Annotated in this window: 24 protein-coding genes; 9 read left to right on the top strand and 15 right to left on the bottom strand. The window is 49.0% G+C overall.

Features of this window, described 5'->3' with window-relative positions:
* Window positions 1–262 precede the first annotated feature (262 nt).
* The gene (locus tag ABF463_RS04770; protein ID WP_415532415.1) at window positions 263–1,384 is read left to right on the top strand and encodes a response regulator; all 1,122 of its coding nucleotides are present in this window, start codon (window positions 263–265) and stop codon (window positions 1,382–1,384) included.
* 15 nt (window positions 1,385–1,399) lie between these two features.
* Here ABF463_RS04770 and ABF463_RS04765 read toward each other — a convergent pair whose 3' ends face one another.
* From ABF463_RS04765 to ABF463_RS04730, 8 genes are all read right to left on the bottom strand, one after another.
* Window positions 1,400–2,161, bottom strand: a complete 762-nt coding sequence (locus tag ABF463_RS04765) for an urease accessory protein UreD (RefSeq protein WP_415532414.1) — start codon at window positions 2,159–2,161, stop codon at window positions 1,400–1,402.
* Between the two features lies 1 nt (window position 2,162).
* Window positions 2,163–2,774 carry an urease accessory protein UreG gene (gene ureG, locus ABF463_RS04760; RefSeq protein ID WP_415532413.1) on the bottom strand — a complete coding sequence of 204 codons (612 nt, stop codon included), beginning with the start codon at window positions 2,772–2,774 and terminating at the stop codon, window positions 2,163–2,165.
* A gap of 50 nt (window positions 2,775–2,824) precedes the next feature.
* On the bottom strand, window positions 2,825–3,505 hold the full coding sequence (locus tag ABF463_RS04755; RefSeq protein WP_415532412.1) for an urease accessory protein UreF: 681 nt from the start codon (window positions 3,503–3,505) through the stop codon (window positions 2,825–2,827).
* A gap of 48 nt (window positions 3,506–3,553) precedes the next feature.
* A complete protein-coding gene (locus tag ABF463_RS04750) occupies window positions 3,554–4,006 on the bottom strand; it encodes an urease accessory protein UreE (RefSeq protein WP_415532411.1) in 453 nt (150 codons plus the stop codon).
* 61 nt (window positions 4,007–4,067) lie between these two features.
* Window positions 4,068–5,774, bottom strand: coding sequence for an urease subunit alpha (gene ureC, locus ABF463_RS04745; RefSeq protein WP_415532410.1), 1,707 nt, complete (start codon window positions 5,772–5,774; stop codon window positions 4,068–4,070).
* Window positions 5,771–6,145, bottom strand: coding sequence for an urease subunit beta (gene ureB, locus ABF463_RS04740; protein ID WP_415532409.1), 375 nt, complete (start codon window positions 6,143–6,145; stop codon window positions 5,771–5,773). The genes ureC and ureB overlap by 4 nt, the downstream gene beginning before the upstream one ends.
* 18 nt (window positions 6,146–6,163) lie before the next feature.
* Window positions 6,164–6,466: an urease subunit gamma gene (ureA, locus tag ABF463_RS04735; protein ID WP_415532408.1), complete on the bottom strand. Its 303-nt coding sequence runs from the start codon at window positions 6,464–6,466 to the stop codon at window positions 6,164–6,166.
* A gap of 161 nt (window positions 6,467–6,627) precedes the next feature.
* Entirely contained in the window at window positions 6,628–7,743 is a 1,116-nt protein-coding gene (locus ABF463_RS04730; RefSeq protein WP_415532407.1) for a 4-hydroxybutyrate dehydrogenase, read from the bottom strand.
* A 389-nt stretch (window positions 7,744–8,132) separates the two neighbouring features.
* On the opposite strand from ABF463_RS04730, the gene ABF463_RS04725 reads away from it, so the two are divergent.
* The 4 genes from ABF463_RS04725 to ABF463_RS04710 all read left to right on the top strand — a co-directional run bounded on the left by ABF463_RS04725 (window position 8,133) and on the right by ABF463_RS04710 (window position 12,231).
* Window positions 8,133–9,530, top strand: a complete 1,398-nt coding sequence (locus ABF463_RS04725) for a glutamate decarboxylase (RefSeq protein ID WP_415532406.1) — start codon at window positions 8,133–8,135, stop codon at window positions 9,528–9,530.
* Window positions 9,531–9,874: 344 nt separating this feature from the next.
* Entirely contained in the window at window positions 9,875–10,471 is a 597-nt protein-coding gene (locus ABF463_RS04720) for a TetR/AcrR family transcriptional regulator (RefSeq protein WP_415532405.1), read from the top strand.
* A gap of 87 nt (window positions 10,472–10,558) precedes the next feature.
* Window positions 10,559–11,074, top strand: coding sequence for a hypothetical protein (locus ABF463_RS04715; protein ID WP_415532404.1), 516 nt, complete (start codon window positions 10,559–10,561; stop codon window positions 11,072–11,074).
* A gap of 281 nt (window positions 11,075–11,355) precedes the next feature.
* On the top strand, window positions 11,356–12,231 hold the full coding sequence (locus tag ABF463_RS04710; RefSeq protein ID WP_415532403.1) for a LysR family transcriptional regulator: 876 nt from the start codon (window positions 11,356–11,358) through the stop codon (window positions 12,229–12,231).
* A 42-nt stretch (window positions 12,232–12,273) separates the two neighbouring features.
* On the opposite strand, the gene ABF463_RS04705 is transcribed toward ABF463_RS04710, so the two are convergent.
* Window positions 12,274–12,690, bottom strand: a complete 417-nt coding sequence (locus ABF463_RS04705) for a TOBE domain-containing protein (protein WP_415532402.1) — start codon at window positions 12,688–12,690, stop codon at window positions 12,274–12,276.
* Window positions 12,691–12,976: 286 nt separating this feature from the next.
* Window positions 12,977–13,204: an RDAC family protein gene (locus ABF463_RS04700; protein WP_415532401.1), complete on the bottom strand. Its 228-nt coding sequence runs from the start codon at window positions 13,202–13,204 to the stop codon at window positions 12,977–12,979.
* 465 nt (window positions 13,205–13,669) lie between these two features.
* On the opposite strand from ABF463_RS04700, the gene ABF463_RS04695 reads away from it, so the two are divergent.
* On the top strand, window positions 13,670–14,815 hold the full coding sequence (locus ABF463_RS04695; RefSeq protein WP_415532425.1) for an MFS transporter: 1,146 nt from the start codon (window positions 13,670–13,672) through the stop codon (window positions 14,813–14,815).
* A 180-nt stretch (window positions 14,816–14,995) separates the two neighbouring features.
* Here the strand turns inward: ABF463_RS04695 and ABF463_RS04690 are convergent, their stop codons facing one another.
* Window positions 14,996–16,036 (bottom strand): LacI family DNA-binding transcriptional regulator, encoded by a 1,041-nt coding sequence (locus ABF463_RS04690; protein WP_415532400.1) that lies wholly within the window; start codon window positions 16,034–16,036, stop codon window positions 14,996–14,998.
* 220 nt (window positions 16,037–16,256) lie between these two features.
* Between ABF463_RS04690 and ABF463_RS04685 the strand changes: the two genes are divergently transcribed.
* From ABF463_RS04685 to ABF463_RS04675, 3 genes are read left to right on the top strand one after another with little or no spacing between them, the layout of a single operon-like run.
* Window positions 16,257–16,655: a response regulator gene (locus tag ABF463_RS04685; protein ID WP_415532399.1), complete on the top strand. Its 399-nt coding sequence runs from the start codon at window positions 16,257–16,259 to the stop codon at window positions 16,653–16,655.
* Window positions 16,642–18,615: an ATP-binding protein gene (locus ABF463_RS04680; RefSeq protein ID WP_415532398.1), complete on the top strand. Its 1,974-nt coding sequence runs from the start codon at window positions 16,642–16,644 to the stop codon at window positions 18,613–18,615. Before ABF463_RS04685 ends, ABF463_RS04680 begins: the two co-directional genes overlap by 14 nt.
* Window positions 18,616–18,629: 14 nt before the next feature.
* A complete protein-coding gene (locus ABF463_RS04675; protein ID WP_415532397.1) occupies window positions 18,630–19,094 on the top strand; it encodes a chemotaxis protein CheX in 465 nt (154 codons plus the stop codon).
* Window positions 19,095–19,356: 262 nt separating this feature from the next.
* On the opposite strand, the gene fsa is transcribed toward ABF463_RS04675, so the two are convergent.
* The 4 genes from fsa to ABF463_RS04655 all read right to left on the bottom strand — a co-directional run bounded on the left by fsa (window position 19,357) and on the right by ABF463_RS04655 (window position 23,308).
* On the bottom strand, window positions 19,357–20,007 hold the full coding sequence (fsa, locus tag ABF463_RS04670; RefSeq protein WP_415532396.1) for a fructose-6-phosphate aldolase: 651 nt from the start codon (window positions 20,005–20,007) through the stop codon (window positions 19,357–19,359).
* Window positions 20,008–20,128: 121 nt separating this feature from the next.
* Complete coding sequence (locus ABF463_RS04665; RefSeq protein ID WP_415532395.1) at window positions 20,129–20,806, bottom strand: bifunctional 2-keto-4-hydroxyglutarate aldolase/2-keto-3-deoxy-6-phosphogluconate aldolase; 678 nt, start codon at window positions 20,804–20,806, stop codon at window positions 20,129–20,131.
* Window positions 20,807–20,969: 163 nt separating this feature from the next.
* Complete coding sequence (locus tag ABF463_RS04660; RefSeq protein WP_415532394.1) at window positions 20,970–21,938, bottom strand: sugar kinase; 969 nt, start codon at window positions 21,936–21,938, stop codon at window positions 20,970–20,972.
* Between the two features lie 71 nt (window positions 21,939–22,009).
* The gene (locus ABF463_RS04655) at window positions 22,010–23,308 is read right to left on the bottom strand and encodes an MFS transporter (protein WP_415532393.1); all 1,299 of its coding nucleotides are present in this window, start codon (window positions 23,306–23,308) and stop codon (window positions 22,010–22,012) included.
* Window positions 23,309–23,583: the final 275 nt, after the last annotated feature.

The following is a 23,583-nucleotide window of genomic DNA, read 5'->3' as shown; positions in this document are numbered from 1 at the left end:
TGAAATATGAATTGTATTGGGGTATAATAAAGAAACAAGCGGCTCATCGTAAAGGTGCCGCTGTTTTCTTTGCCCAAATATGCCGCCCAAATGCGCGTTAAACGCCGCACCTTAAAGTATATCGTTATTATACAGAAGCATTTCTGTAAATGCAAACGAAATATGTGATGGCTGTTGCCTGATGCCCCCGCATTTTACACACGCCGCCTTTTTAAAATGGATGTGCGTACCAAATCGTATGCAAATTTTAAGGAGAATCTCCATGGAAAATGAACCGCAAGCCGACATCCTGATCGTGGATGATTCACCTGAACATATCGAAGCTGTCGCGCATGTGCTGCGTAACAATGGGTTCCGTACACGGGTCGCGCCTAACGGGACTCGCGCGCTCGCCCTTTTGCACAAAAAAGCGCCCGACCTCATCCTGCTGGATGTCTTCATGCCGGGAATGGATGGGTTTGAAGTCTGCCGCCGCATTCGCTCCGACCCGGAAATCGCCGGTACTCCTATCATCTTCTTCACCGCAGTCGACGATGAGTCCAGTGTGCGCAAAGCGTTTGAGCTGGGCGCGCAAGACTATGTGACCAAACCGTTTAAGCCATCGGAACTGCTGGCGAGAACACGCGCCCACATCCACCTCCACCGACAGGCCGCGGCGCTCGAGGCCGCTTATGATTCACTGGACAGTTTCAGTTACACGGTGGCACATGACTTGAAGGCGCCTCTGCTCTCCATGCAGAAACTCACGGATTATCTGGCGGAAGATTATGCGGACAAACTGGATGATGATGGGCAGGAGCTGGTCGGACTAATCCATGGAAAATCGGCTGAAATGGTTGCCATGGTCAACCGGCTGCTGGAGTTTTCCTCCCTGAGTGGGATGAGCCTGCATAAAGAACCACTTGCGCTCGCGCCGGTTTTTGAAGAAGTCTATCAGGAATTGATGCGGCTTCAGCCCCCGCGCTCGGTCGAATTTTGCGTGGATTCGCTGCCGCCGGTATTAGCCGATCGGATTATGTTGCGGCTGTTAGTCACCAATGTGCTGGCAAATGCAATCAAATACACCCGCCAACGCAAAAAAGCCGCCATCGCCGTGACGGGCACGGAAGACAGCGGTTTCGTCACCATCGAGGTTCGGGATAACGGTGCCGGATTTGACATGCGTTATGCATCCAAACTATTCAAAGTATTTCAACGTCTGCACGCACAAAGCGAATTTGAGGGTACGGGTGCGGGGTTGGCCATTGTCCAGCGCATTGCCCAGCGCCATGGCGGAACTGTCTGGATGACTGGAGAAGTCGATCGCGGCGCGTCCTTTTTTATGCGGCTGCCTGCCGCCGGAAAGCCGCCTGCACCGGGAGAAGACCTCTCCATCCGTCCGTAAAAGAGAGCGCGTGCATCACGACATCAGCGCATCGCACAGCTGCTCCAATTGCCCTGCACTCCTGCCCAGTATCCGCACCAGTCGCCCGCCTTCCAATGTCTCCGTCACGCCTGCAGCTGCATCAGCAACCGATTCCAGCATGGTATAAAGCCGCTCGGCGGACGGAACCGCACCCCCAAGGAAAAACAGCGTCGCCTGATGGGTATATCCCTCATAGTAACCGATAGCTGACAAAGGCTGCTCCGCCGGACACAGGCGCATGCGCTCTCGCAGTACCGGACGGCCGGCATAGTAAATCGTGAGCGCCGCACGGTATTCCGCAAAGCGGAACACCTCCCCCATTCCGGCCCTGCCACAGGACAGGATATCCCTATAAATCAGAGAACCGCCTTGCTGTACATCCACCACCGTCTCCGCCCGATAGCGGCTTCCTCCAAATGGAAGAACAGGCGGCGGCAAATACCGCAGCACGGCGTCCCGCTCAATTGTCATGCGCGTGCGCCGTTCGGCGTGTCCCTGCCCCATTTTGAACAGCTTGGTATAGGATTGTCCCGTCACCGTCAAGCGGGAACCTTCCCCTACAAAAAAAGTCTCCGCATACCGGTCGCCCTCCAGCGTTCCCGCAGAGGCGGACATTACCATAACCCGAATGCCGCCGCCCGACTCCGGAAACGGATGCGCTACTTTATACGGGGGTGTAAAAAAGCAGTCATCCAAGACTGTCTTGCCGCCGCGCAGGCAGGTGCGCACACACAGCGTGCCGGAACTGCCATTCATATCAGGCAAGCCCCTCCAGCAGTACATCTTTTCGTATCCAGTCGATGACATCGTCTACACCGCTGCTATCCATCAGATTGGTAAACAAAAACGGCCGGTCGCCGCGCATCCGCTTTGCATCGCGCGCCATCACCGCCAGACTGGCGCCCACATGCGGAGCCAAATCGGTTTTGTTGATAACCAGCAAGTCCGAGCGTGTCACCCCCGGGCCGCCTTTGCGGGGAATTTTGTCGCCCTGAGCCACGTCGATCACGTAGATGGTCGCGTCTGCCAGTTCCGGGCTGAACGTCGCGGACAGGTTATCGCCGCCGCTCTCAATGAAAACAATCTCCGCATCCGGAAAATCCTCCGCCATTTTCTCTACCGCTTCCAGATTCATAGAGCAGTCCTCACGGATGGCTGTATGTGGGCATCCGCCGGTTTCCACCCCCGCAATACGTTCCGCGGGAAGCGCACTGTTTTGAATAAGGAACTCGGCGTCCTCCTTGGTATAGATATCATTGGTGACTACGCAAATGCTGTATTGGGTATGCATTTTGCGTGTCAGCCGCTCGATCAGCGCGGTTTTTCCAGAGCCCACCGGCCCCCCAACCCCAATGCGTACATAGGACATGCAGATTCCTCCCTTTCTACACCATGCGCAGCATCCGCCCGTTTGTATCTTCAGGACATATACTGCCTGGTATACAAATGCTCGTGCTGCATGGCGCGCACGTCAAAGCCCGGCAGTGCCAGGCCGATATCGTTTTCTTCTACCGTCAAAGCCGTTTCTGCCGCCGCAAACACCGCGTCCAGCGATTGGTGCAGGATGCGCTGCCCATCCTGCTGCCCCAGCGGCACCAGTTTGACGCAATTGTTCACTGCCGCCGACACAAAGTTATAGCCAAGCAGTGCGACAGCGTCACCCTGTTCCACCCCCTGGGCGCGGGTGTAGATACCAAACGCCACCGCATACTGCCCGAAAGCTTCCCCGTTTTTGATCCACGATGTGTACGGCTCCAAACAATCCACACCCATCTGCCGGGCCACTTTGGTGAAACGCATACACATCCGACGCGCACCTTCGCGAATCTCTTTGGGCAACTTGGATGCGGCGGAAAGTGCGTCCAACCGCAGCAAGGCTTCCCGCTCGTCGGCATGTGCCCACGCATGTGCGGCAAGCGCTAAATCGTTATATGTTTCAAACCGCAGGAACGCGCTTAAATAAGCCTCCAAGTCAGTGGGCTTACGCACCAGATCATACTGGACATAGGTTTCCAGACCATTGGAAAGCGTAAACGCCCCCACTGGAAAAAACGCATCACAGATTTGCAGCAGTTTCATGAATGACTGGGTAATGGCCATCGGTTTCTTCCTGTTCGTTTAATAAAGGATTGCGCTCCCACGGTGTGTTTATTTCTCGTGATGGTGGTGATGATGTGCAATTGCTGAACCGTGGAAAATGCCCTCCACCCGTTCGGCTGTAAATCCGCGCTTTTCCAAATACTGCGCGGTCGGTTCATCGTACGGCACTTCCAGCACTCCATTCGCCACCACAACCGGCAGATGGCGGTTGCCCAATTCATACCCCACTCTTGCCGCCTGCTCCACGTCGGTCAAACGCACACGCAGCAATACGCAGGGCTTGATATGCGCAGCAATCACCATTGCGTCGTCTGCGTACAGCACATCGCCGTCCTGTATCCGCGCACCGTGCGGCTGCCGCACACCCAATTCACATCCACCCGTAGACGTCAGTTTAATGATCTGTTTTTCGGCATCAAACCACTCAACCTGCACATGATCCAATGTGCGCCCCTGCACATCAAAGGTCTGCATATTGCCGATTACTCCATTAGAGAGCATTCTACCACCCCGTTTTTTATTGCATGATAAAATAGCAGCTTATACTGCCGGCTTTCTTGAGCTAAAACAGAAAATACCGCTGTGCGAGCGGCAGTTCCGCCGCTGCTTCGCAGGTGATTTTTTCACCGTCCACCGTTACCGTATAGGTTTCCGGATCTACCTGAATATCGCCCATTCGGTCATTAAACCGCATGTCGCTCTTGCCAACTGTCCGGCAGCCATGCACCGGCCGTACCAGCTTTTGCAGGCCAAGCCGTTCCGGTACGCCGCCGTCCACTGCCGCCTGTGACAAAAACGTGATGCTGGTCTTGGACAGTGCACGTCCGAACCCGCCGAACATATGCCGATACAGTACCGGCTGCGGCGTGGGGATGGACGCATTGGCATCGCCCATCCGCGAAGCGGCGATAAACCCGCCTTTGAGTACCATTTCCGGTTTGACACCGAAAAACGCCGGTTTCCAAAGCACCAGGTCGGCAAATTTGCCGACCTCCACCGAACCTACCACATCGGCAATGCCGTGTGCAATCGCCGGGTTGATGGTATATTTGGCCACGAATCGTTTGATACGGTTGTTGTCGCAATCGGTATCGCCCGGGAGCCGCCCACGCTGTTTTTTCATTTTGTCCGCCGTCTGCCACGTGCGCAGAATCACCTCGCCTACGCGCCCCATCGCCTGTGAATCGGAACTCATCATGCTGAAAATGCCCAGATCGTGCAGGACATCTTCAGCAGCGATGGTTTCGGGCCGAATACGGGAATCGGCAAATGCCACGTCCTCCGGGACATTGCGGTCCAAATGGTGGCAGACCATCAGCATATCCAGATGCTCATCCAAGGTGTTGCGTGTGAACGGCATGGTAGGATTGGTCGAGGACGGCAGGACATTGGGAAACGACGCGGCGCGGATGATATCCGGTGCATGACCGCCGCCCGCACCTTCCGTGTGGAACGTGTGAATGGTGCGCCCCGCAATGGCGCGCATGGTGTCTTCTACAAACCCGGCTTCGTTGAGCGTATCGGTGTGGATGGCGACCTGCACGTCCAACTCATCGGCAACCCACAGGCAGGCGTCGATAGCGGCAGGCGTACTGCCCCAGTCCTCATGCAGTTTCAGCCCCACCGCGCCTGCCGCAATCTGTGGGCGCAGCGTGACTGGGTCGGCAGAATTGCCTTTGCCCAAAAAACCGAGATTCATTGGGAAAGCTTCCGCCGCTTCCAGCATTTTTGCCATGCTCCACGCGCCGGGCGTACAGGTGGTTGCATTCGTCCCGTCCGCCGGACCGGTTCCGCCGCCGAACATGGTCGTCACACCGCTGTACAGCGCGGTGTCGATCTGCTGTGGACTTATAAAATGGATGTGGGAATCCATGCCGCCCGCGGTCACGATTAAACCCTCGCCCGCAAGCGCCTCGGTGGACGCGCCGAACGTCAAGCCGGGGGTCACACCGTCCATCACATCGGGATTGCCCGCCTTACCGATGGCACAGATATACCCGTCTTTTATACCGATATCCGCCTTGTAAATACCGGTAACATCCAGAATCAGCGCGTTGGTGATGATGAGGTCGGGGACATCCGTTGCGGAACAGGACTGTCCCATGCCGTCGCGCAGTGATTTGCCGCCGCCGAATTTGGCCTCATCCCCGTAAACCGTGCAGTCTTTCTCTACTTTGGCAAACAGGTCGGTATCCGCCAGACGCACCAAATCGCCCGTTGTGGGCCCGTACATCCCGGCATATTGTTCCCTTGTGAGAGAATGGCTCATCTTGCCGCCCCCTTAAACCCCTGTTTTGCGGCACGTTCCAAAGCGGCCTGCCGCACCGCATCGTCATCCAGTGCACCATCGGTCAGCCCGTTCAGTCCGAATCCGCGCCGCTTGCCGCCGATTGCCACCAACCGCACTGTTTTTTCCTCTCCCGGTTCAAAACGCACGGCCGTGCCGGACGGAATGTCCAACCGAAAACCAAACGCCTGCCGCCGGTCAAAGTCCAATGCCTTGTTGACCTCAAAAAAATGGTAATGAGAACCGACCTGAATCGGCCGATCCCCCGTATTCATCACGCACACGGTGCAAACAGGACGCCCCTCGTTCAACACGATGTTGCCCTGCGCAGGGATAATTTCACCCGGTTTCATGCACAGACCTCCTCCGCTTTATCGTATCGGGTCATGGACGGTGACCAGCTTGGTGCCGTCCGGAAATGTAGCTTCAATCTGGACTTCCTGCACCATTTCCGCTACGCCATCCATCACGTCGTTCACCGTGAGAATATGCTGACCGGCGTGCATAATTTCCGCAACCGTCCGGCCATCCCGTGCCAGTTCCATCAAATCGGCGCTAATGAGCGCGACTGCCTCAGGATAATTGAGTTTCAGCCCGCGTTCTTTCCGTTCTTTTGCCAGCCTGCCCGCAAAATGCAGCAGGAGTTTTTCGGTTTCCTTCGGCAGCAGATGCATGAACACCCTTCCTTTTGATGCATGTCCCCGTCTCAGTGGAGACATGCTGCAATATGATATTCTTTTTTATTATAATGGATGAAAAGTGCCGGCACAACCCGACCAGCCCGTCTTTTTGCATCAGCAAACGGTCGATTGCCGGTACTTTCACTGCGTGGATTTCAAAAGACCGTTTTGTAAATGCTGTAAATTGATGAACGATCCATCGGCACATAGGCGTTTGCCATTAGACGGCCCTGCTTTTCCATGACGTTATCTGTGAATATTTCCAGCTGTTCAAGCGTTGTGCCATATGCATGCAACGGCTTTTTGGGAAGAATCTGTGTGAACAGGGCTTCCAGCGCGTCATAGACAGCATCGGCCTCGCAGTCCAGCAAGTCCTTTAAAAACAGGTTCAACTCCCGGATAGTGCCGTGCGCATTTTTCTGCTGGTACACATGCATCACGGCAGACAAAAAGATATAATTAGCCTCCCCATGCGGCACATGAAACGCTGCGCCAAACGGGTAGCTCATAGCATGCACAGTACCGGTTCCGGCGTTACCGAACGCAATGCCTGCATACAGGCTCGCATAGAGGAAATCTTCAAGCAATTCCTGTCGGGAATCCTCCCCGTGTGCACAAATGAACCGGTAGCCTTCGACAATGAGCCGCATCGCTTCGCACGAGAACAGCCGCGTCATGCGGTTAGCCCTGGGAGAGAGATATGATTCGATTGCGTGGATAAACGCATCGATCGAGCTGGTTGCAAAAAAACGGAACGGCAGACCCTGCAACAATTCCGGCACCAGCACCGCATGATCTGCGTAGATGGCATCAACCGCCAGTCCTAATTTGGTATTTCGCTGTTTGAGTTCTAAAATGGAAATGTTGGTAACCTCGCTCCCTGTGCCACAGGTAGTGGGTATCAAAATCAATTCGTTCGCCTTGACAGGTTCAAACTTTTTCTCAAACAGATCGCAGGCCGGGGCAACCTGCCGGAGCGCAAACAACTTGGATACATCCAAGATACTCCCGCCGCCAATACCCACGATGCGGCGGTAATTGAGCCCCTGCACATGCGCGACCAGCTTATCCACCATCTCATCTGACGGCTCGCCCTGCCCAAAATCCCGCAGAAACACAACATGTGCTTCTCCGGTTTTTCCTTGCAGATAGTGTTCAAACGTGTGCCGGCTGGTAAGAATCAGGTCTTGACCACCAATTGCAAACTCTTCGCAGAATGCCGCACAGTCCTTGCAGGAAGAAATTTGCGGATGAACGGATAACAATCGCATTGTATTCACACTCTCTATTTAAACTCATCTTGTTGCCATTACGTGGGCTCCACAGGAACCACGTTTCAGGCGGCAGACATGGCCGCCACCCTTTTGCAGCATTAGCCGGAATTGCTATAAAGGGACAATCCACCTACAGTGTACCATATGGTTTCTGTGTCTACAACACCTAAGCTCCACACAAACCGGTTTCGACAGAAAATTCTGCCACTAAACTTTTTACACTCTGGACTAAAATTGCTGTAGAAGCATGTTATAATAAATCATAATGCCAAAGTTTTGACAGGCATCGGCTCTCGGACAAAACCGTCCACGTGGTAACAGAACTTGTCCGGCAGCAAATAGTAAAAATCGCATAGATATTATTGGAATAAAAGGAGTTATATTATATGCTTCACCAAAACAAATCGAATCAAAAACTGGAAAAGTTTTATCCCGCAGATACCTTAGCCCTGTACGATGACATCGACATCCCCAAATACACGTTAAAAAAAGAATCCATCGACCCCAATGTTGCCTATCGCTTGATCAAAAACGAATTATTGGACGAGGGCAATGCCCGACTGAATCTGGCAACATTCTGCTCAACCTTTATGGAAGACCAAGCGATTCAGTTAATGGCGGAAACACTGGAAAAAAACGCAATCGACAAATCGGAATATCCCAGCACCATTGAGTTGGAAAACCGCTGTGTGAGCATCATTGCTGATCTGTGGCATGCGCCCCAAAACGGTTTTATAGGCACTTCAACAGTTGGTTCCTCCGAAGCCTGCATGCTGGCCGGCCTCGCCATGAAATTCCGCTGGCGTAATCAAGCGCAGCGTCTGGGCTTGGATGTCACGCGTCAACGCCCCAACATTGTGATCTCGTCGGGTTACCAGGTTTGTTGGGAGAAATTTTGCGTGTACTGGGACGTGGAACTGCGAGTCATTCCGATGACACCCGCACATCTGAGTCTAGACACAGCTGCAGCTATTCAGGCCATGGATGCGTATACGATCGGGGTAGTGGGCATATTGGGGCAAACCTACACCGGTGAATTTGACGATATTAAGCTGTTAAACGATGCAATCGGAGAGTACAACAGCCACACGGAAGCAAAAGTTTATATCCATGTAGACGCAGCTTCCGGCGGACTTTTCGCGCCGTTCATCCATCCAAAGCTGGAATGGGACTTTTCTCTGGAAAATGTGGTTTCCATTAATACATCTGGGCATAAGTATGGGTTGGTTTATCCCGGAATTGGTTGGATTGTGTGGCGTGACAAGGCTTATCTTCCGAAAGAACTGGTTTTTGAAGTCAATTATCTTGGCGGTACAATGCCCACGATGGCTATCAACTTCTCCCGCTCCGCCAGTCAGATTATCGGGCAGTACTACAATTTTTTGAGATTGGGGTATGATGGATACTCCAAAATCCATCAGCACACGCAAAAAGTTGCGGAATATATCGCACATGCGCTGGAGTCCATGGATCTATTCCATTTAATCAACCGCGGCGACACCATACCTGTGCTCTGCTTTACTATGAAGCACACAACGTCCGTTTGGACTTTATATGATCTATCAGATCAATTGGAACGGAAAGGCTGGCAGATTCCCGTTTATCCGCTGCCGGTTGATGCGGAAGATATCATTGTTTGCCGCATGGTCTGCCGCAGTGATATGTCGTTAAATCTGGCAGAACGGCTGGTAGAAGATATCCGCTTCGCCATTCAGACCCTTTCCCAATCCCCCCGCTCTGCGGACAAGACACGACAAGATAGCGTAAAAGGGTTTACCCATTGATCAGGCGTACCGGTCTCCATCGAAAATGATTATAAAACCTGCACGCGTGAAAAGCCAAAATCGCAGATGTGGCCATACAACCATAATCATAAACGCCATACGTGCGCCTGCGCCCCAGATCCTGCTGCCGCTGTGAAGCGGCTTTTTTTAATTGCTGATCGCCGACTTTTTCTTAGGGGACAGTCAAATATATTTGTAACCGCCAAAACCGCGTACATCTTGTCATAATTTATCCATTCCACAACACTTGACAAGGTGTTAGAAAAATGATACATTCTTTGTGTGACCAATATATATAGAACAGTCATATAAAATCAGAAATAAGTCAGTATCAGGAGAATATCATGTCACCTAAAAAGTTCGACTGGCAGGAACGAGAACACATCAGGACCGGAATGCTGGAGGCTGGCTATCAATTGATTCGAGAGTATGGTATGACACATACCTCTGTAGAAAAAGTAGCCGAAGCCGTCGGATTGGGGAAAGGCACATTTTATAATTTTTTTCCCAGCAAGGAATATTTTGTTTATGAAATTATCCGATATATGCGGTTTCAGCTTATGGAGAAGTTTGAACAACTACTAAACGGGCGGGATAAACTGCCTCCGACGCAGGCAAAGGCATTTTTAAAACAAATCATTTTCAGTGACCGCAGTATGTATAAGTACCTAACCCCGGAGGATAAAGAAAAACTCTCTAAGGCTTTGCCGCCGGAGTACTTTTTGGATGCGCAGCGAGAGACCGCTGTTATGGATGACCTCTTTCGGCGAATGGAAGGTATACGGCCCCATATAAATTTGCATCTGGTAGGGAATCTTTTAAAAATGATGGCTTTCGCGCAAATCAACCGCAAAGAGCTTCATGCGGATGCATTGAGAGAAACGCTGGATAAAATGTTTCAGCTCCTGTTTTCCTGCATCTTTGAAGATCATACAATCTGATTACCTTTTATCTCCACACAATTTAAGGATTGCAGACATACAAGAAACTGCTTGAAATTTATGAAACTGCTGATTGAGGAATTATGAATGGGAACCATTACATTTGCACTTTTAGAAGGATTGGTCTGGTCGGCTCTTTGGATCGCCATGCTGCTTCTTATGTTTTTCAATTTTCCCTGGTTATTGATTCACGATTATCCAGCGGACGCACGCAAGGCGGCCAAACTTCCCAAGCCAACTGCTTTGCAGCGCCGGAATGGTTGGCTTTTTACCGCAATTTGTTATGTGGTTTTGCTCGGCACACTGATGGGGGCCGGCTTGGTTCAGTATAGGTTCAATCCCACCGCATTTGGTTATATTTTTCTGCATCTCTGGCTTATCTGCATGATGTGGAATGTGGTCGATTTACTGATTTTTGATTGGCTGATATTCTGCACCATTACGCCAAAATCTTTCATCTTGCCGGGGACAGAAGGCTGTAAAGGTTATAAAGACTATAAATTTCATGTCATCGGCTTTTTAAAAGGATTGGTTTACATGACGCTTATGGCATTGATTTTCGGCGGTTTAGATTTTATAATACTAAAGTTTTTAATCTGGTGAATTTAATAATACACTGCGGCATATTCTGATCTTTTATTATATCTTTCATCTACAATACTTATTTTGAGAGGATGTTAGACCGTCCATTCAAGCTCCAGCGCAATCGCTATAAGCAGTCTATCAAGTATAGTCTGACACGAATGATTCTGGCGATGCCGGAGGACGCAGCCAAACCGTTATGACTTCAGTTCCAATAACAGAAGATGCCCCATGTTTACGCCGACCGTATAACATGTTATGATATCCAAAGATGAAACAGGCGAAAGGAGACGGCCGTTAAAATGACGATACGACATTTGCGGATATTTATTGCCGTGCACGACAAACAAAGCATGACGGCCGCCGCCAATCAGCTGTATATGACGCAGCCTTCCATAAGCCAGGCGATTAAAGAATTGGAGGCGTATTACGGTGTCATCCTGTTTGAACGTCTATCACATAAGCTTTATATCACAGAATCCGGAAAAACGCTTTATCAGTATGCTTCGCACATCATCAAACTGTTTGATGAATTGGAAGACGGCGTCAAAGAAACTTCCTCACACAAGAAACTGACGATTGGGGCAAATTATACGGCAGGATCAACCCTCATTGAGCGGTATATCCGGCAATTCAATGTGATATTCCCCGATTCGGAAATCCGCGTTCGAATCAACAAGGCATCCATCCTCACAGAGATGCTGCGAAGCAACGAACTTGATCTCGCCCTGATGGAAGAAAACGATCTGCCCGATCTGAAACAGGAAATCTTCTATGACGATCGAATCGTCATAGTGGCTGACCCAGAACATCCTTTGGCGAAGAAAAAAAAGATTGCCGCAGCCGACCTTGTGAACGAGCGCCTACTTCTGCGGGAAAAGGGGGCGGGCGTTCGAAACCTGTTTGAATCCAAAATGAACCATCTGGGCTTATCGATCCAGCCATATTGGGAAAGCACCAGCACAACCGCCCTGATCCATGCAGCAAATAACCGGCTTGGCATTGCGGTGCTGCCATTCCAGCTTGTCCTAGAGCAGATTGCCTCTGGCTCCCTAAAGGAATTGAAGATAGAGGGTATGGATCTCAGCCGAAAACTGGCAATCTTTTATCACAAAAACAAGTTTTTAACCAGTGCCATCAAGGAGTTTATCCGCATCTGTCACACGCCTTCCGAATAAAAAAAGCCCTCAATGAGGGCTTTTTTTATCGCATATTGGGACTCAGATGGCAATGATAACAGAAGTGGCCTTGATGATGGCTTTTACTTTTACTCCAGGGACCAAGCCCAACTCTTTGACAGCTTCCAGAGAAATCGTTGCCGCAACGTCCGCACCACCCGCGGTCTTAATGCTGACGATAGCATTCACCGCTCCTTCTTTCACGTTTACAACTTCACCTGCCAACTGATTGCGAGCGCTCAGCTTGGTGTCTCCGATGCCCACCAAAACGTCCGTGGCTTTCACTACAGCCGTGGCTGCTTTCGCGGGAGCCAGACCAAGCTCTTTGACCGCATCCCGGGAAATAGTAGCCGTGAGGATTTCACCGGCAGCCGTTTTCACGTGCACAATTGCGTTGACCGCACCCTCCTGGATCGATTCGACGGTTCCCTTAAATTCATTTCTTGCGCTGATAGTCATATGATGTTCCTTCTTTCCGCCACGTATTGGCTCATTTCTTTTTACAGGCCTATCATATCATATTTTTAAATATATGTATAATTGTATAATCATATAATTATCATAGGTATTTCAATATGATTAGTGAAGAACCTCGACTCGGTCGCGAAGTCTGCCGCAAAGCGCATAAGCTCCCGTTGGCATGACGATCCATGTGGAAGCTGTATTGAAAAAACAGCCGCGGACTGCCACACAGATTTACGCGGTGTGGTCTGCAATGAACCGTATTCGCACGGAGAATAAAACGCTACTGCACCACAAAATTCAACTTGGCATCATCGTAAAAACGCACGGTCATATGGCGCGCGGCAAAAAATGTTTCGATGGCGCCGTATACGTCTGCGGAGGCCTTTTCGCCTGTCCGCTCCAGTGTAAACGACTGGCCGCCGCAAGCATCATGCATGTGAATATTGTAACCGTATGGGCGAACAAGCTCTTTCAGTTTCGGTACATCGAGCAGAGACAATGTGGACATTGTAACATCTCCTAACAATATGCATTGGTGAAGGAAACCAAGGGTTTCACAGAAATAGCCTATTAAATCCTTCGTGTCATCGAATTCTCTCAAAATCAGGTCTAAAGATCCGGTATGGCTCTATTGTTCAACTCGGTTGCCCTCCAAAGACAGGCAGTGAAGTCTCCGCAGGGTATTATGGATGACTGCGGACCGTATATTCTCGGGTATCTCCCTATAGTATCATGTAAGATACTATATATAAAAAATGTGCATTCTTTAAAAATGATTCCACAGGCATTATACTACAAACAGTCGGCTTGGCAATTGGTTGGGCATCAACCAACTGCCGAATGCTTAAGTCCTTAATATTTGAAGTAAAAGTTTCACGCTGCTTTACATGATACTTAATAGGGGGAATCGACCGTGCCGGATGCCGAATTATCAACTCAAAAAACACCTCTTACCCAATTCCTAATATTGGTTATGGCAGCCGCAAGTGGGATTACCGTTGCAAATCTATACTATATTCAGCCACTTCTCGCACAGATTGCACATATGTTTGGCATTTCGGAAGTGAGCATGGGATTTGTCGCCATGCTTACACAAATCGGTTATGCGTTGGGAATGCTTTTCATTCTGCCTTTAGCGGATATTCGGGAGAAGAAAAAACTGGTTCTGCTAATGTTGGTGCTCGCGGCAGTGTCTTTGTTGGTAATGGCCTTGGCGTGGAATGTCCCGATTCTGGCGGCGGCGTCATTGGCCATCGGGTTTACCTCCATCGTACCGCAATTGATGGTTCCGTTAGCCGCTCAGTTGGCAAATCCCCAAATACGCGGGCGCACAATTGGCAGTGTGATGAGCGGTCTGTTGATTGGAATTTTAGTTTCGCGCACATTCAGTGGACTGATTGGACAGATGTGGGGCTGGAGGATGGTGTATCTGATTGCCTGTGCCCTGATGGTCATTTTGGCTCTTTTCCTTATGCGGTTCCTGCCTGTCTGTCAGCCCGTTTCCACATTGCCATATGGGGAAGCATTTCGCTCAATGGGCGCGCTTATCAAAAAATATGCGGCACTTCGCCAAGCTGCTATTATAGGCGCCATGATGTTTGCATCGTTCAGCGCTTTTTGGACATCGTTGGTGTTTTTGTTGGCCACACCTCATTACCACATGGGAGCGGATGTTGCCGGACTGTTCGGATTGGTTGGAATTACAGGTGCGTTGGCCGCTCCTGCTATCGGCCGGATTTCTGACCATCGCAGTCCGAAGTTTACGGTTGGAACGGGTGTTGGGATTGTAATTCTGTCATATGTTTTTTTCTCTTTGGCAGGATATCAATTGTGGGGATTGATTGCCGGCGTTATCCTGTTAGATCTGGGTGTTCAGTCCTGTTTGGTGTCGAATCAGGCTCGCATCTACGCCCTAAATGCGCAAGCGCGCAATCGCCTTAACGCTGTTTTTATGGTCACTTACTTTTTAGGGGGTTCACTGGGTTCTTTGGGGGGCGCGTATTGCTATGCCCACTACGGATGGATCGGTGTTTGTCTATTTGGCCTTTTGACCCAATTGATTGCTGTTATTGTACATACAATCAGTATCCGTACAATTGACCCCAAAATGGTCGAATAAAAATTCCTTGCAATGTGTCATTACAAGATCATGCTCGTTTGAAGCAATCCTATAGCATTCCCACGCAAGGGCTTGTGCGTATCATGACAGAAATCCGTGAATTGGGAGAGCAATCCCGGTGGAATGTAACTCATGGGCACCACCGTCGCCACAGTATGGCAAGGTTTTTGTGAATGCGCTTTATGCGTCGGCAGAGACAAAACGAGTTGACCCCCGTATATGCAATTTGGCATGCAAAACATGGCGAACAGGTTCCGGAAACACCGAATCCTCTCCGTCTGCAATTTTGGAAAGCAATAGCCTCGCAGACTCCGCCCCCACTTGATAACTGGGCTGTGCGATTGCCGTAATTCCCGGGGTGACCAGTTCCGCCCACGACCAGTCGTCATATCCACAGACTGCAATATCCTCTGGAATCCGCAGACCCAAATGTTTGATTGCAGTCAAAACACTTAAAAGGCAGACACCATTTACCGTAAAGATTGCGGGTATCCCCCGTTCTCTTTTATTGAATAATGCACGGATGGTTTCCTCAACCTGCTCCGGTTTTTGAGGATCGATTACATAAATCGCATCCGCAACATTGTCGGTAAAATGCGCCCGATAAAACGAGGAGAAGGCCTCGATACGTTCATGCCGGGTGCTGATCCCGGCGGGTTCCTCGGTAAAAAGAATCAAGTTTCGAAACCCCTGCTCATATAAATGTGCAACGGTCTCACGCGTGATTTCGTGGTTATCTGTCATGACAGTATCAACTGGCGTGCTTACAGAACGGTCGACCATCACAACCGGAACATTCTTGTCCGCAAGCGCATCATAAGAATGGTCATAGTCGGCAGGGTTGACCAAAATGCCATCCACCCGCTGATCAATCAGATTTTCAATATCCTCCTGCTCACGTTTCAGATCGCTGTCAGTGCAATAAATGATAATGGAGTAGCCATTTTCCGCACAAATATCGCTAATGCCCCGCACCAGAATCGACGAAATTGGGTTGCAGATATCCGCAATCAAAACACCGATTTGATGGGAACGGTTAGATTTGAGACTGCTTGCCAGCTTATTGGGCCGAAAGTTTGCCGTGCGGATAATCTCCTCAATGCGCTCTTTGGTCTCCAGAGACATATATTCGAATTTTCCATTTAAAAATCGGGAAACCGTTGTCTTGGAAATATTGGCCGCACGTGCGATATCCTCAATCGTTACATTTTTCTTAGGCATAGGCATACCCTCTGTCAAAATGAGTACCGCTTAACAAAGCGGTATCATTGACTGTATTTCAAGATGCTTTTAGTATACGCGTTTGTTTTCCCCCACGCAATACCGCGCATAAATATCGCGACATAATTCTAACTTTACAGACTAATTACAATAACTTTACGGGAATATGATGAAATATTATGTCATGCGATTTAAAATTTTAGGAGAATGGGGGATTGCTATGAAAAAGATCATGATTGTTGACGATTCACTAATCATCCGTGTAAATTTGAAACGAATCCTACAAAAGCAAGGTTATACAATTATTGCAGAAGCAATCAATGGTCAGGACGCTGTCGAAAAATTCATGAAATTTCACCCGGATCTTGTTACGATGGATATTACCATGCCGGTACTGGACGGAATATCCGCATTGGAAAGAATCCGACTGCTGGACAAAGATGCCTGTGTGGTCATGATTTCCGCGTTGGGACAGGAAATCAAAATCATTGAAGCAATGAATAAAGGGGCGCGGCATTACATCATCAAACCGTTTCAGGAGGCCGATGTAGTCAATAAAATTAAAGAGATACTTCAAACAAATGCGGAGGAAGCAGTCGATGTCTATGCCACGAAATAATGGCTTTGAAGCTTTCGACAAAGAGGGAGACTTGGAGCAGTTTGTGCTTCAGGCTCCCACTGTAAAATCCACCGTAGACGGACAGGCTGTCAAGGCAATTATGGATGACACCCCCAATGCCGAGGGTGTGGTCGTCATGGAAAACAGTGAACCCGTTGGTATTGTTATGCGCACTGCATTTTTTCAGAAAATGAGTACGCTTTACGGTCATTCACTTTATATGAAACGACCGGTCAATATTTTAATGGATTCGAATTTTATGGAAGTGGACATCACCCACCACGTCGCTCAAATCGGCATCCAGGCCATGAACCGGGAACAGAGTAAATTATACGACTACATCATTGTTCGCAAAAATGGAACGTATTGCGGCATTATCAGCATCCGATTATTTCTTGTAGAACTGGCGAAGCGCAATGAGGCGCAGATTAATGTTCTACAGAATCAGCAGCAAAAGCTGCTGACTGCACATGAACAGGAAATTTTGCTCAGAAAAGATTTGGAATATCGGTCAAACTCCATCCGAAATCTTTTGAACCATGCCGACCAAGGTTTTTTGTGGTTTGGAAAAGATCTAATCATTAAAAAAGAGTATAGTTATACCTGCATGAACATATTCCACAAGCCCATTGGAGCATTGTCGTATCTCGATTTGATGATACCATATTTTGGACATGACAAAGTTGCAGTGTTTCAGATGGCTTGCGAAAGCTATTTCCAAAACGATTCATCTGTGACGGACAATGTTTATTTGATGCTCCTTCCATCAGACTGCATAATAGATGGAAAAAACATCCACATTGACTATCGCAGGATTGAAAGCGATGGGCAAAAAGCCGTGATGGTCATCCTAAACGACATAACGGAAAAAATAGGCCTGGAAAAAGCAATGGAAGAGGACCGCCGTAAGCAACATCTCATGTTAAAGGCTGTCAGCTGTCAGGCACAAATCAAGCAAATGATTGATGAGTTCCGTGATATTTTTTCCGGGGGATATCAAGCCTTTTTTAAAGGTAAAATGGATTTCCATGATGCATTGGATGCGCTCTTTCGATCCGTCCATACATTTAAAGGAGACTTTGCGCAATATGGCTTTATTTCTGCATCAAATCGGTTACATAAATTTGAGGACGCTTTACTGAAGGTGATTGATCAAGGTGAAAGCACCTCAATCGCTGACGTTGACCGTATTATGGCAGACGCCGATCCAGAAAGCATGCTCAAACCGGATCTGCATATGATCTTTGAAGTTTTGGGAAGCGATTATTTTGATAAAAGTGAACAAATCACCTTTCCAAAATCCAAATTTGCAGAAATCGAAACATGCATTTCAAGTGCTGCTGAGCCGCTCGACCGGTCTGCTGTACTCCACTTGCTCAGAAGTCTGCGTCACAAAAACATCAAGGTGTTCTTGGAACAATACCGTGATTATTTGCAATATTTATCGAATCGTGTCATGAAGCATTTGCCAATCTATTTAATTGAAGGGGACGACGTCGAAATTGACGAAGAGCACTATGGGGATTTTTTGAAATCATTGGTGCATGTGTTCCGCAATATTATGGATCATGGAATCGAAACGGATGAAGAACGTCTTATGCGCGGTAAAGAAGAGCGAGGGCTGGTAGAATGCCGCATATCCCGGCTAAATAGCCAGTGGTTTACGCTCTGCATTTCGGATGACGGGCAAGGGATAGACTTTCATAAGATTAAAGACAAGGCGCTTGCAAACGGATTGTGCACAGTTGATGAACTGAAAACAATGACAAAAGATGAGATAAGTGCCTTCATCTTTGCGGATCATTTCTCCACCAAAGAACAAGTGGACACCCTCTCCGGGAGAGGAGTCGGCATGTCGGCGTTTCGAGAGGCGTGCAGGAGCCTTGGGGGCGAAGTGAGCGTAACTACAGAAGAAGGGAAAGGAACGTCCTTTCTGATTCAATTACCGTACCAACATTAAAGGAGGGGCTGCATTTGGAGACCCAGTATTCAACAATTTTCATAGAGGCATGGAACACCGTGCTTCAATCCTTTTCTGCAAAACATATCACGAAAGCAGCTGTGGAATCTCCGCAAGAGCATATGGAGAACAGTGACATCTGTGTCTCGATGGGGATTATTGGCGACCTTGATGGGCAAGTTTATCTGTTGATGAACGCGGAAACTGGAAAAGTCCTTGCCTCGGAGATGCTTGGCGGTATGGAAATCACGGATGTGGATGAGTTGGTCATCAGCGCAGTTGGTGAGATGTGCAACATGGTCATGGGAAATGCCTGCTCCAGCATCAGTCTGCTGCACGCAAATGTCGATATCACACCACCGACCGTCGTTGCGGGGGAAATACTCCCGCCGCCACGAATCAAACCATCGTATACTATTTCGTTGGTTTTAGAGGACATGAATGCACTTGATTTCAATGTGGCTGTGCAGACCGCTTAACATGTTTCTATAAGATCAAATCATGCACACAGATGGGAAAACAACCGCTCAAAATCCGCTGCACATCAGCCTACTGTTTGTGTGACAAAGTCAATCGTTTCAAAAATGAATCATACGTATTGCCTTATACAAAAATCTCGTCTCCCATTCTCAGGAGACGAGATTTTTTCCTTGATCAGCTATGCCAAAGACAAATACGCGGTACTATCCGCATACGTTGGCAAGGATGTACTGGCGCGAGTCTCGGTCAATGCCCCGCGTTTCACTTTTGTTTCGGTACAGTTTCCCAGTCTTTTAGAAAGCGTTCAATTCCAATTTTGGTGAGTGGATGTTCTATCATCTGGCAGATAACCTTATACGGCACCGTAGCAATGTGTGCACCGGCCTTAGCCGCTTCCGTCACATGCAGCGGGCTGCGGATACTTGCCGCGATAATCTCTGTGGAGATGCTGTGGATTTTGAAAATCTCCGCGATGTCCTGCACAAGGGTAAGCCCTTCCCATGAGATATCATCCACCCGCCCAAGAAATGGACTGACATAAGTGGCACCCGCCCGTGCCGCCAGCAACGCCTGTGCCGCAGAAAATATCAGAGTCACATTGGTGTGGATGCCTTTTGCCGTCAGCAGCTTGACGGCTTTCAATCCCTCGGCACACATAGGGATCTTGATGACGATATTCCGGTTCATTGCCGCAAGCGGACCCGCTTCTTCTACCATGCCGGCCGCTTCCAGTGAAATGACCTCCGCGGAGATCGGCCCATCCACAATCGTCGTGATTTCTTTGACAACATCCTCAAACACCCGCCCGGATTTGGCAATCAGAGAAGGATTGGTGGTCACACCACAGATAACACCAAGGTCGTTAGCGGCGCGAATTTCATTTACATCGGCCGTATCAATAAATAATTTCATAAAACTTATTTCCTCTTTTCATTATTTTTCAAGTGCCGTGTCCAGTTCTTGGACAGCAGCGTGTGTTGCTCATTATTTGGTGCCATATCGTGCATTGGTGATCTTGCCGTCGATTCGGCTCTTATGCGTGCATGGGTACAGGATAAGTCTGCGTATATGCGGCTCTTGCATGGTTGATTTCCTTTATAAATTGGGCGGCCGTTTCAGTCACACGGGCATAATCTCCGGTTTCCGCCCCTTTGGTCAAATCACCGCCCGCGCCGACCGCTATTGCCCCGGCCCGCACCCACTCCTTTATATTCTCTAGGTTTACACCTCCTGTTGGCATAAACTCCGCCTGTGGTAGCGGGCCTTTGAATGCGCGAATGATGGAGGGACCAAACGCGCCACCCGGAAATAATTTGAGGATCTCCGCCCCATATTCCAATGCCCGGATACTTTCCTCAACCGTCATCACGCCAGGGATACAGGCAATTGCATAGCGGTTGCAGAGTTTTAATGTATCAATCTGAAGAGACGGGCTTACAACATATTGGGCACCAGCCAAAATACTATATCTGGCGGTTTCCGGGTCGAGTACCGTACCTGCGCCGACCAGCAATTCCTCATTGCCATAGGTTTGGACAAGCTGATGAATCAAGTCTATAGCACCGGGCACCGTCATGGTGACTTCAATAGCCTGTATCCCGCCCTTTTTGACCGCTTCAACAAGATGCATCCCCTGCTCAAAGGAGCCTGCCCGAATCACGGCAACCACGCCGGTCTGCCGAATCCGTTCCAATGTTTCATGCTTACTCATAGTGACTACCTCCCATCTTCATCACCGCTTCCATGCCAGCGGAGTCAAAAGCATTCGTCTTTGATATACAACGTACCAAATTCCAACACATCAATATAGAACCGGGCTTCTTTGGCGATGCGCAGTGCATCGTCCAGCGATTTCCGATCAATGTCCAGTTGAATTAGTATGAAACAGCTCTCCTTTGCACCTGCGTGCGATGAGTGCTCATGAACGCCTCAAGCGTTGGGCGATCGGGCAGATCTTTGTTGTCATAGGGCGACATAATCTGCATCGTACCAATGGCATTTCCGCGTTCGACCGCCTGTGCAAGGGATAGATGGTCGAGCAATGCGCTGATGACGCCGGCGGCAAAACCATCCCCTGCCCCAACGGTATCGACTTTCCGGTCCTCACGGAACGGCGGAAGATACGCTGCCTGATGGTCCGCTGTCTGGAAATAGGCGCCGTCAGGCCCTAATTTAATAATGACCCCTTTCACACCAAGATTCAAGTAAAAATCGGAGATGGATTTTTCGTCCTCCAAGCCGGTTAGTATTTTTCCTTCGTGGATACCCGGCAAGATGTAGTCACAGAGGGGAGCCAGCTCGTTAATGGTACGAACCATGGTTGGTTCGTCCGGCCAAAGGCTGGGACGCAGATTGGGATCGTATGTGATGGAAAGCCCGTGCTCACGCGCCCGCCTGGCCAGCTCCACAGTCACTTTAAGTGTATTTTCTGAAAGCGCTGGAAAAATGCCGGTCAAGTGTAGGTGGTCATATTGTGTGATGTCGACTGTTTTCAAATCATCCAGAGAAAACATCGAGGCCGCCGACCGTTTACGAAAATAAGCCACCATAGGATTAAGTGCCTTCTGTTTCAGCTGGAATCCGGTCGGATAAGCATTGTCCCATTGAATATGGGAAATATCGATCTGTTCATTGCTTAAAAAATTACGAATGTATTTTCCCAACGGGTCATTCCCCAAACGGGTCAAATAGCTGACTTGATGCCCAAGCCGCCGCAACCCGACGCCGACGTTGACCTCCGCACCGGCGATATCACGGGTAAACGTCTGCACATCCTCTAGTTTGCCTTCCGTCTGGGCGATGAACATCACCATCGGTTCACCGATCAACAATATGTTTGACATAACAAGCACCTCCAAAATCATGCGACTATGCTAGATTGTTTCGTATAAAAAAAGTGGAACTATACTGCTGTTTATTTAACGGTGTGCACACCGACCAGCACCGGATTTTGCTGTTTTTTTTCGCTGTTTTTGCGAACCACACACATCAGCACTACCGATACGACCAGAGAAGCCGCCATAAAGAAAAATGATGCGCTTGGGCTGCCGGTAGCCCCGTTGAGATACCCCACGAAATACGCCCCAACAAAAGACCCCAACGCACCCATGCCGTTGATCAACGCTGTCGCTACACCAGCAACATTCTTGGGAAGCAGCTCTGTAATAAACGCGAAGAAAGAACCGTATGGGGCATACATGACGCCGCCCGCCACACAAAGCAGCGCATAGGAAAGCCAGAAGTTTGTCGCTCCAAATTGATAGGAAAGATAGAAGCATACGGCGCCGATGAGCAACGGTACCCAAATGAAGACTTTCCGTTTCATCGTTTTATCCGAGAAATACGAGGTTACCAACATCATGACAGTTGCGAACAGATACGGCAAGGCGGACAGCCAACCCGTGCTGGTAATGCCAAACTTGCTGCCGTTTTTGATAATGGACGGCAGCCACATAACAAATCCATACACGCCGATGCTCCAGAAAAAATATTGCATAGCCAGTGCGATCACTTTGGGTTTCTTAAAAGCCGCGGCATAATTTTTGACAGGAACGATGTCTTTTTGTTCCTCCTGCAAGATGCCTTCCAGTTCCTGTTTCTCACTATGCGTCAGCCACTTTGCCTGAGACGGTTTATCCTGAATGACTGCCAACCAGATGAATGCCCAGATAATCGGCGGAATGCCCTCTATAATGAACATATTTTTCCAGCCTACATGCTCCAGCAGATAGCCGGAAACAATGGACATCCACATGATGGTCACCGGATTGCCCAAGATCAAGAAGGAATTTGCTTTCGACCGTTCGGATTTTGTGAACCAGTTGCTCAAGAAAATCAACATGGCCGGCATGACTGCACTTTCCACAATGCCAAGCAAGAAGCGAATCACATACAAGTACCGAACGTTATTGACAATGCCTGTAGCGGAGGCAAGAACACCCCAAACAATTAAGCTGATAAAAACAAGTTTTTTAGCGCTTCTTTTTTGAGCGTAAATGGCGCCCGGAATCTGGAAGAAAAAATATCCGAAGAAAAACAATGCGCTCAGCATAGACGTAACCGCCGTCGTGATATGCAGAGAGTCTCCCATACCTCCGGCAACCGCCGAGCCAAAATTGGAACGGTCGAGATAGGCCAAACTGTATGTGATAAACGCAATAGGAATAATCCTCAACCATCTTTTTCTGGAAGACGCGTTTTGAATTTCATTCATAATAGACCCTTCTTTCATCAATATCATCAAACCATTTAGGATTTGCGCATTATAAATCGGTTTAGTGAAACGGTTTCGTTAATCGGTAAATAAACTGGGCCTAAAAAAACACACACATTGCACGCACCAACCATGTCGAACACTTTATGAACACGCTGAATAACATCAATATATGTGTACCGATTAACTAAAATGTCTATATCATGCCTTTTCCTTTTTGTGCTTTTAGTATACTCCCCCTTCCTGCATTGCACAATATCCATATTGCATCAATA

It is taken from the genome of Ethanoligenens sp. (assembly GCF_047718355.1).
GTDB lineage: Bacteria > Bacillota > Clostridia > Oscillospirales > Ethanoligenentaceae > Ethanoligenens.
This window is presented reverse-complemented; position numbering and strand designations above follow the sequence as displayed.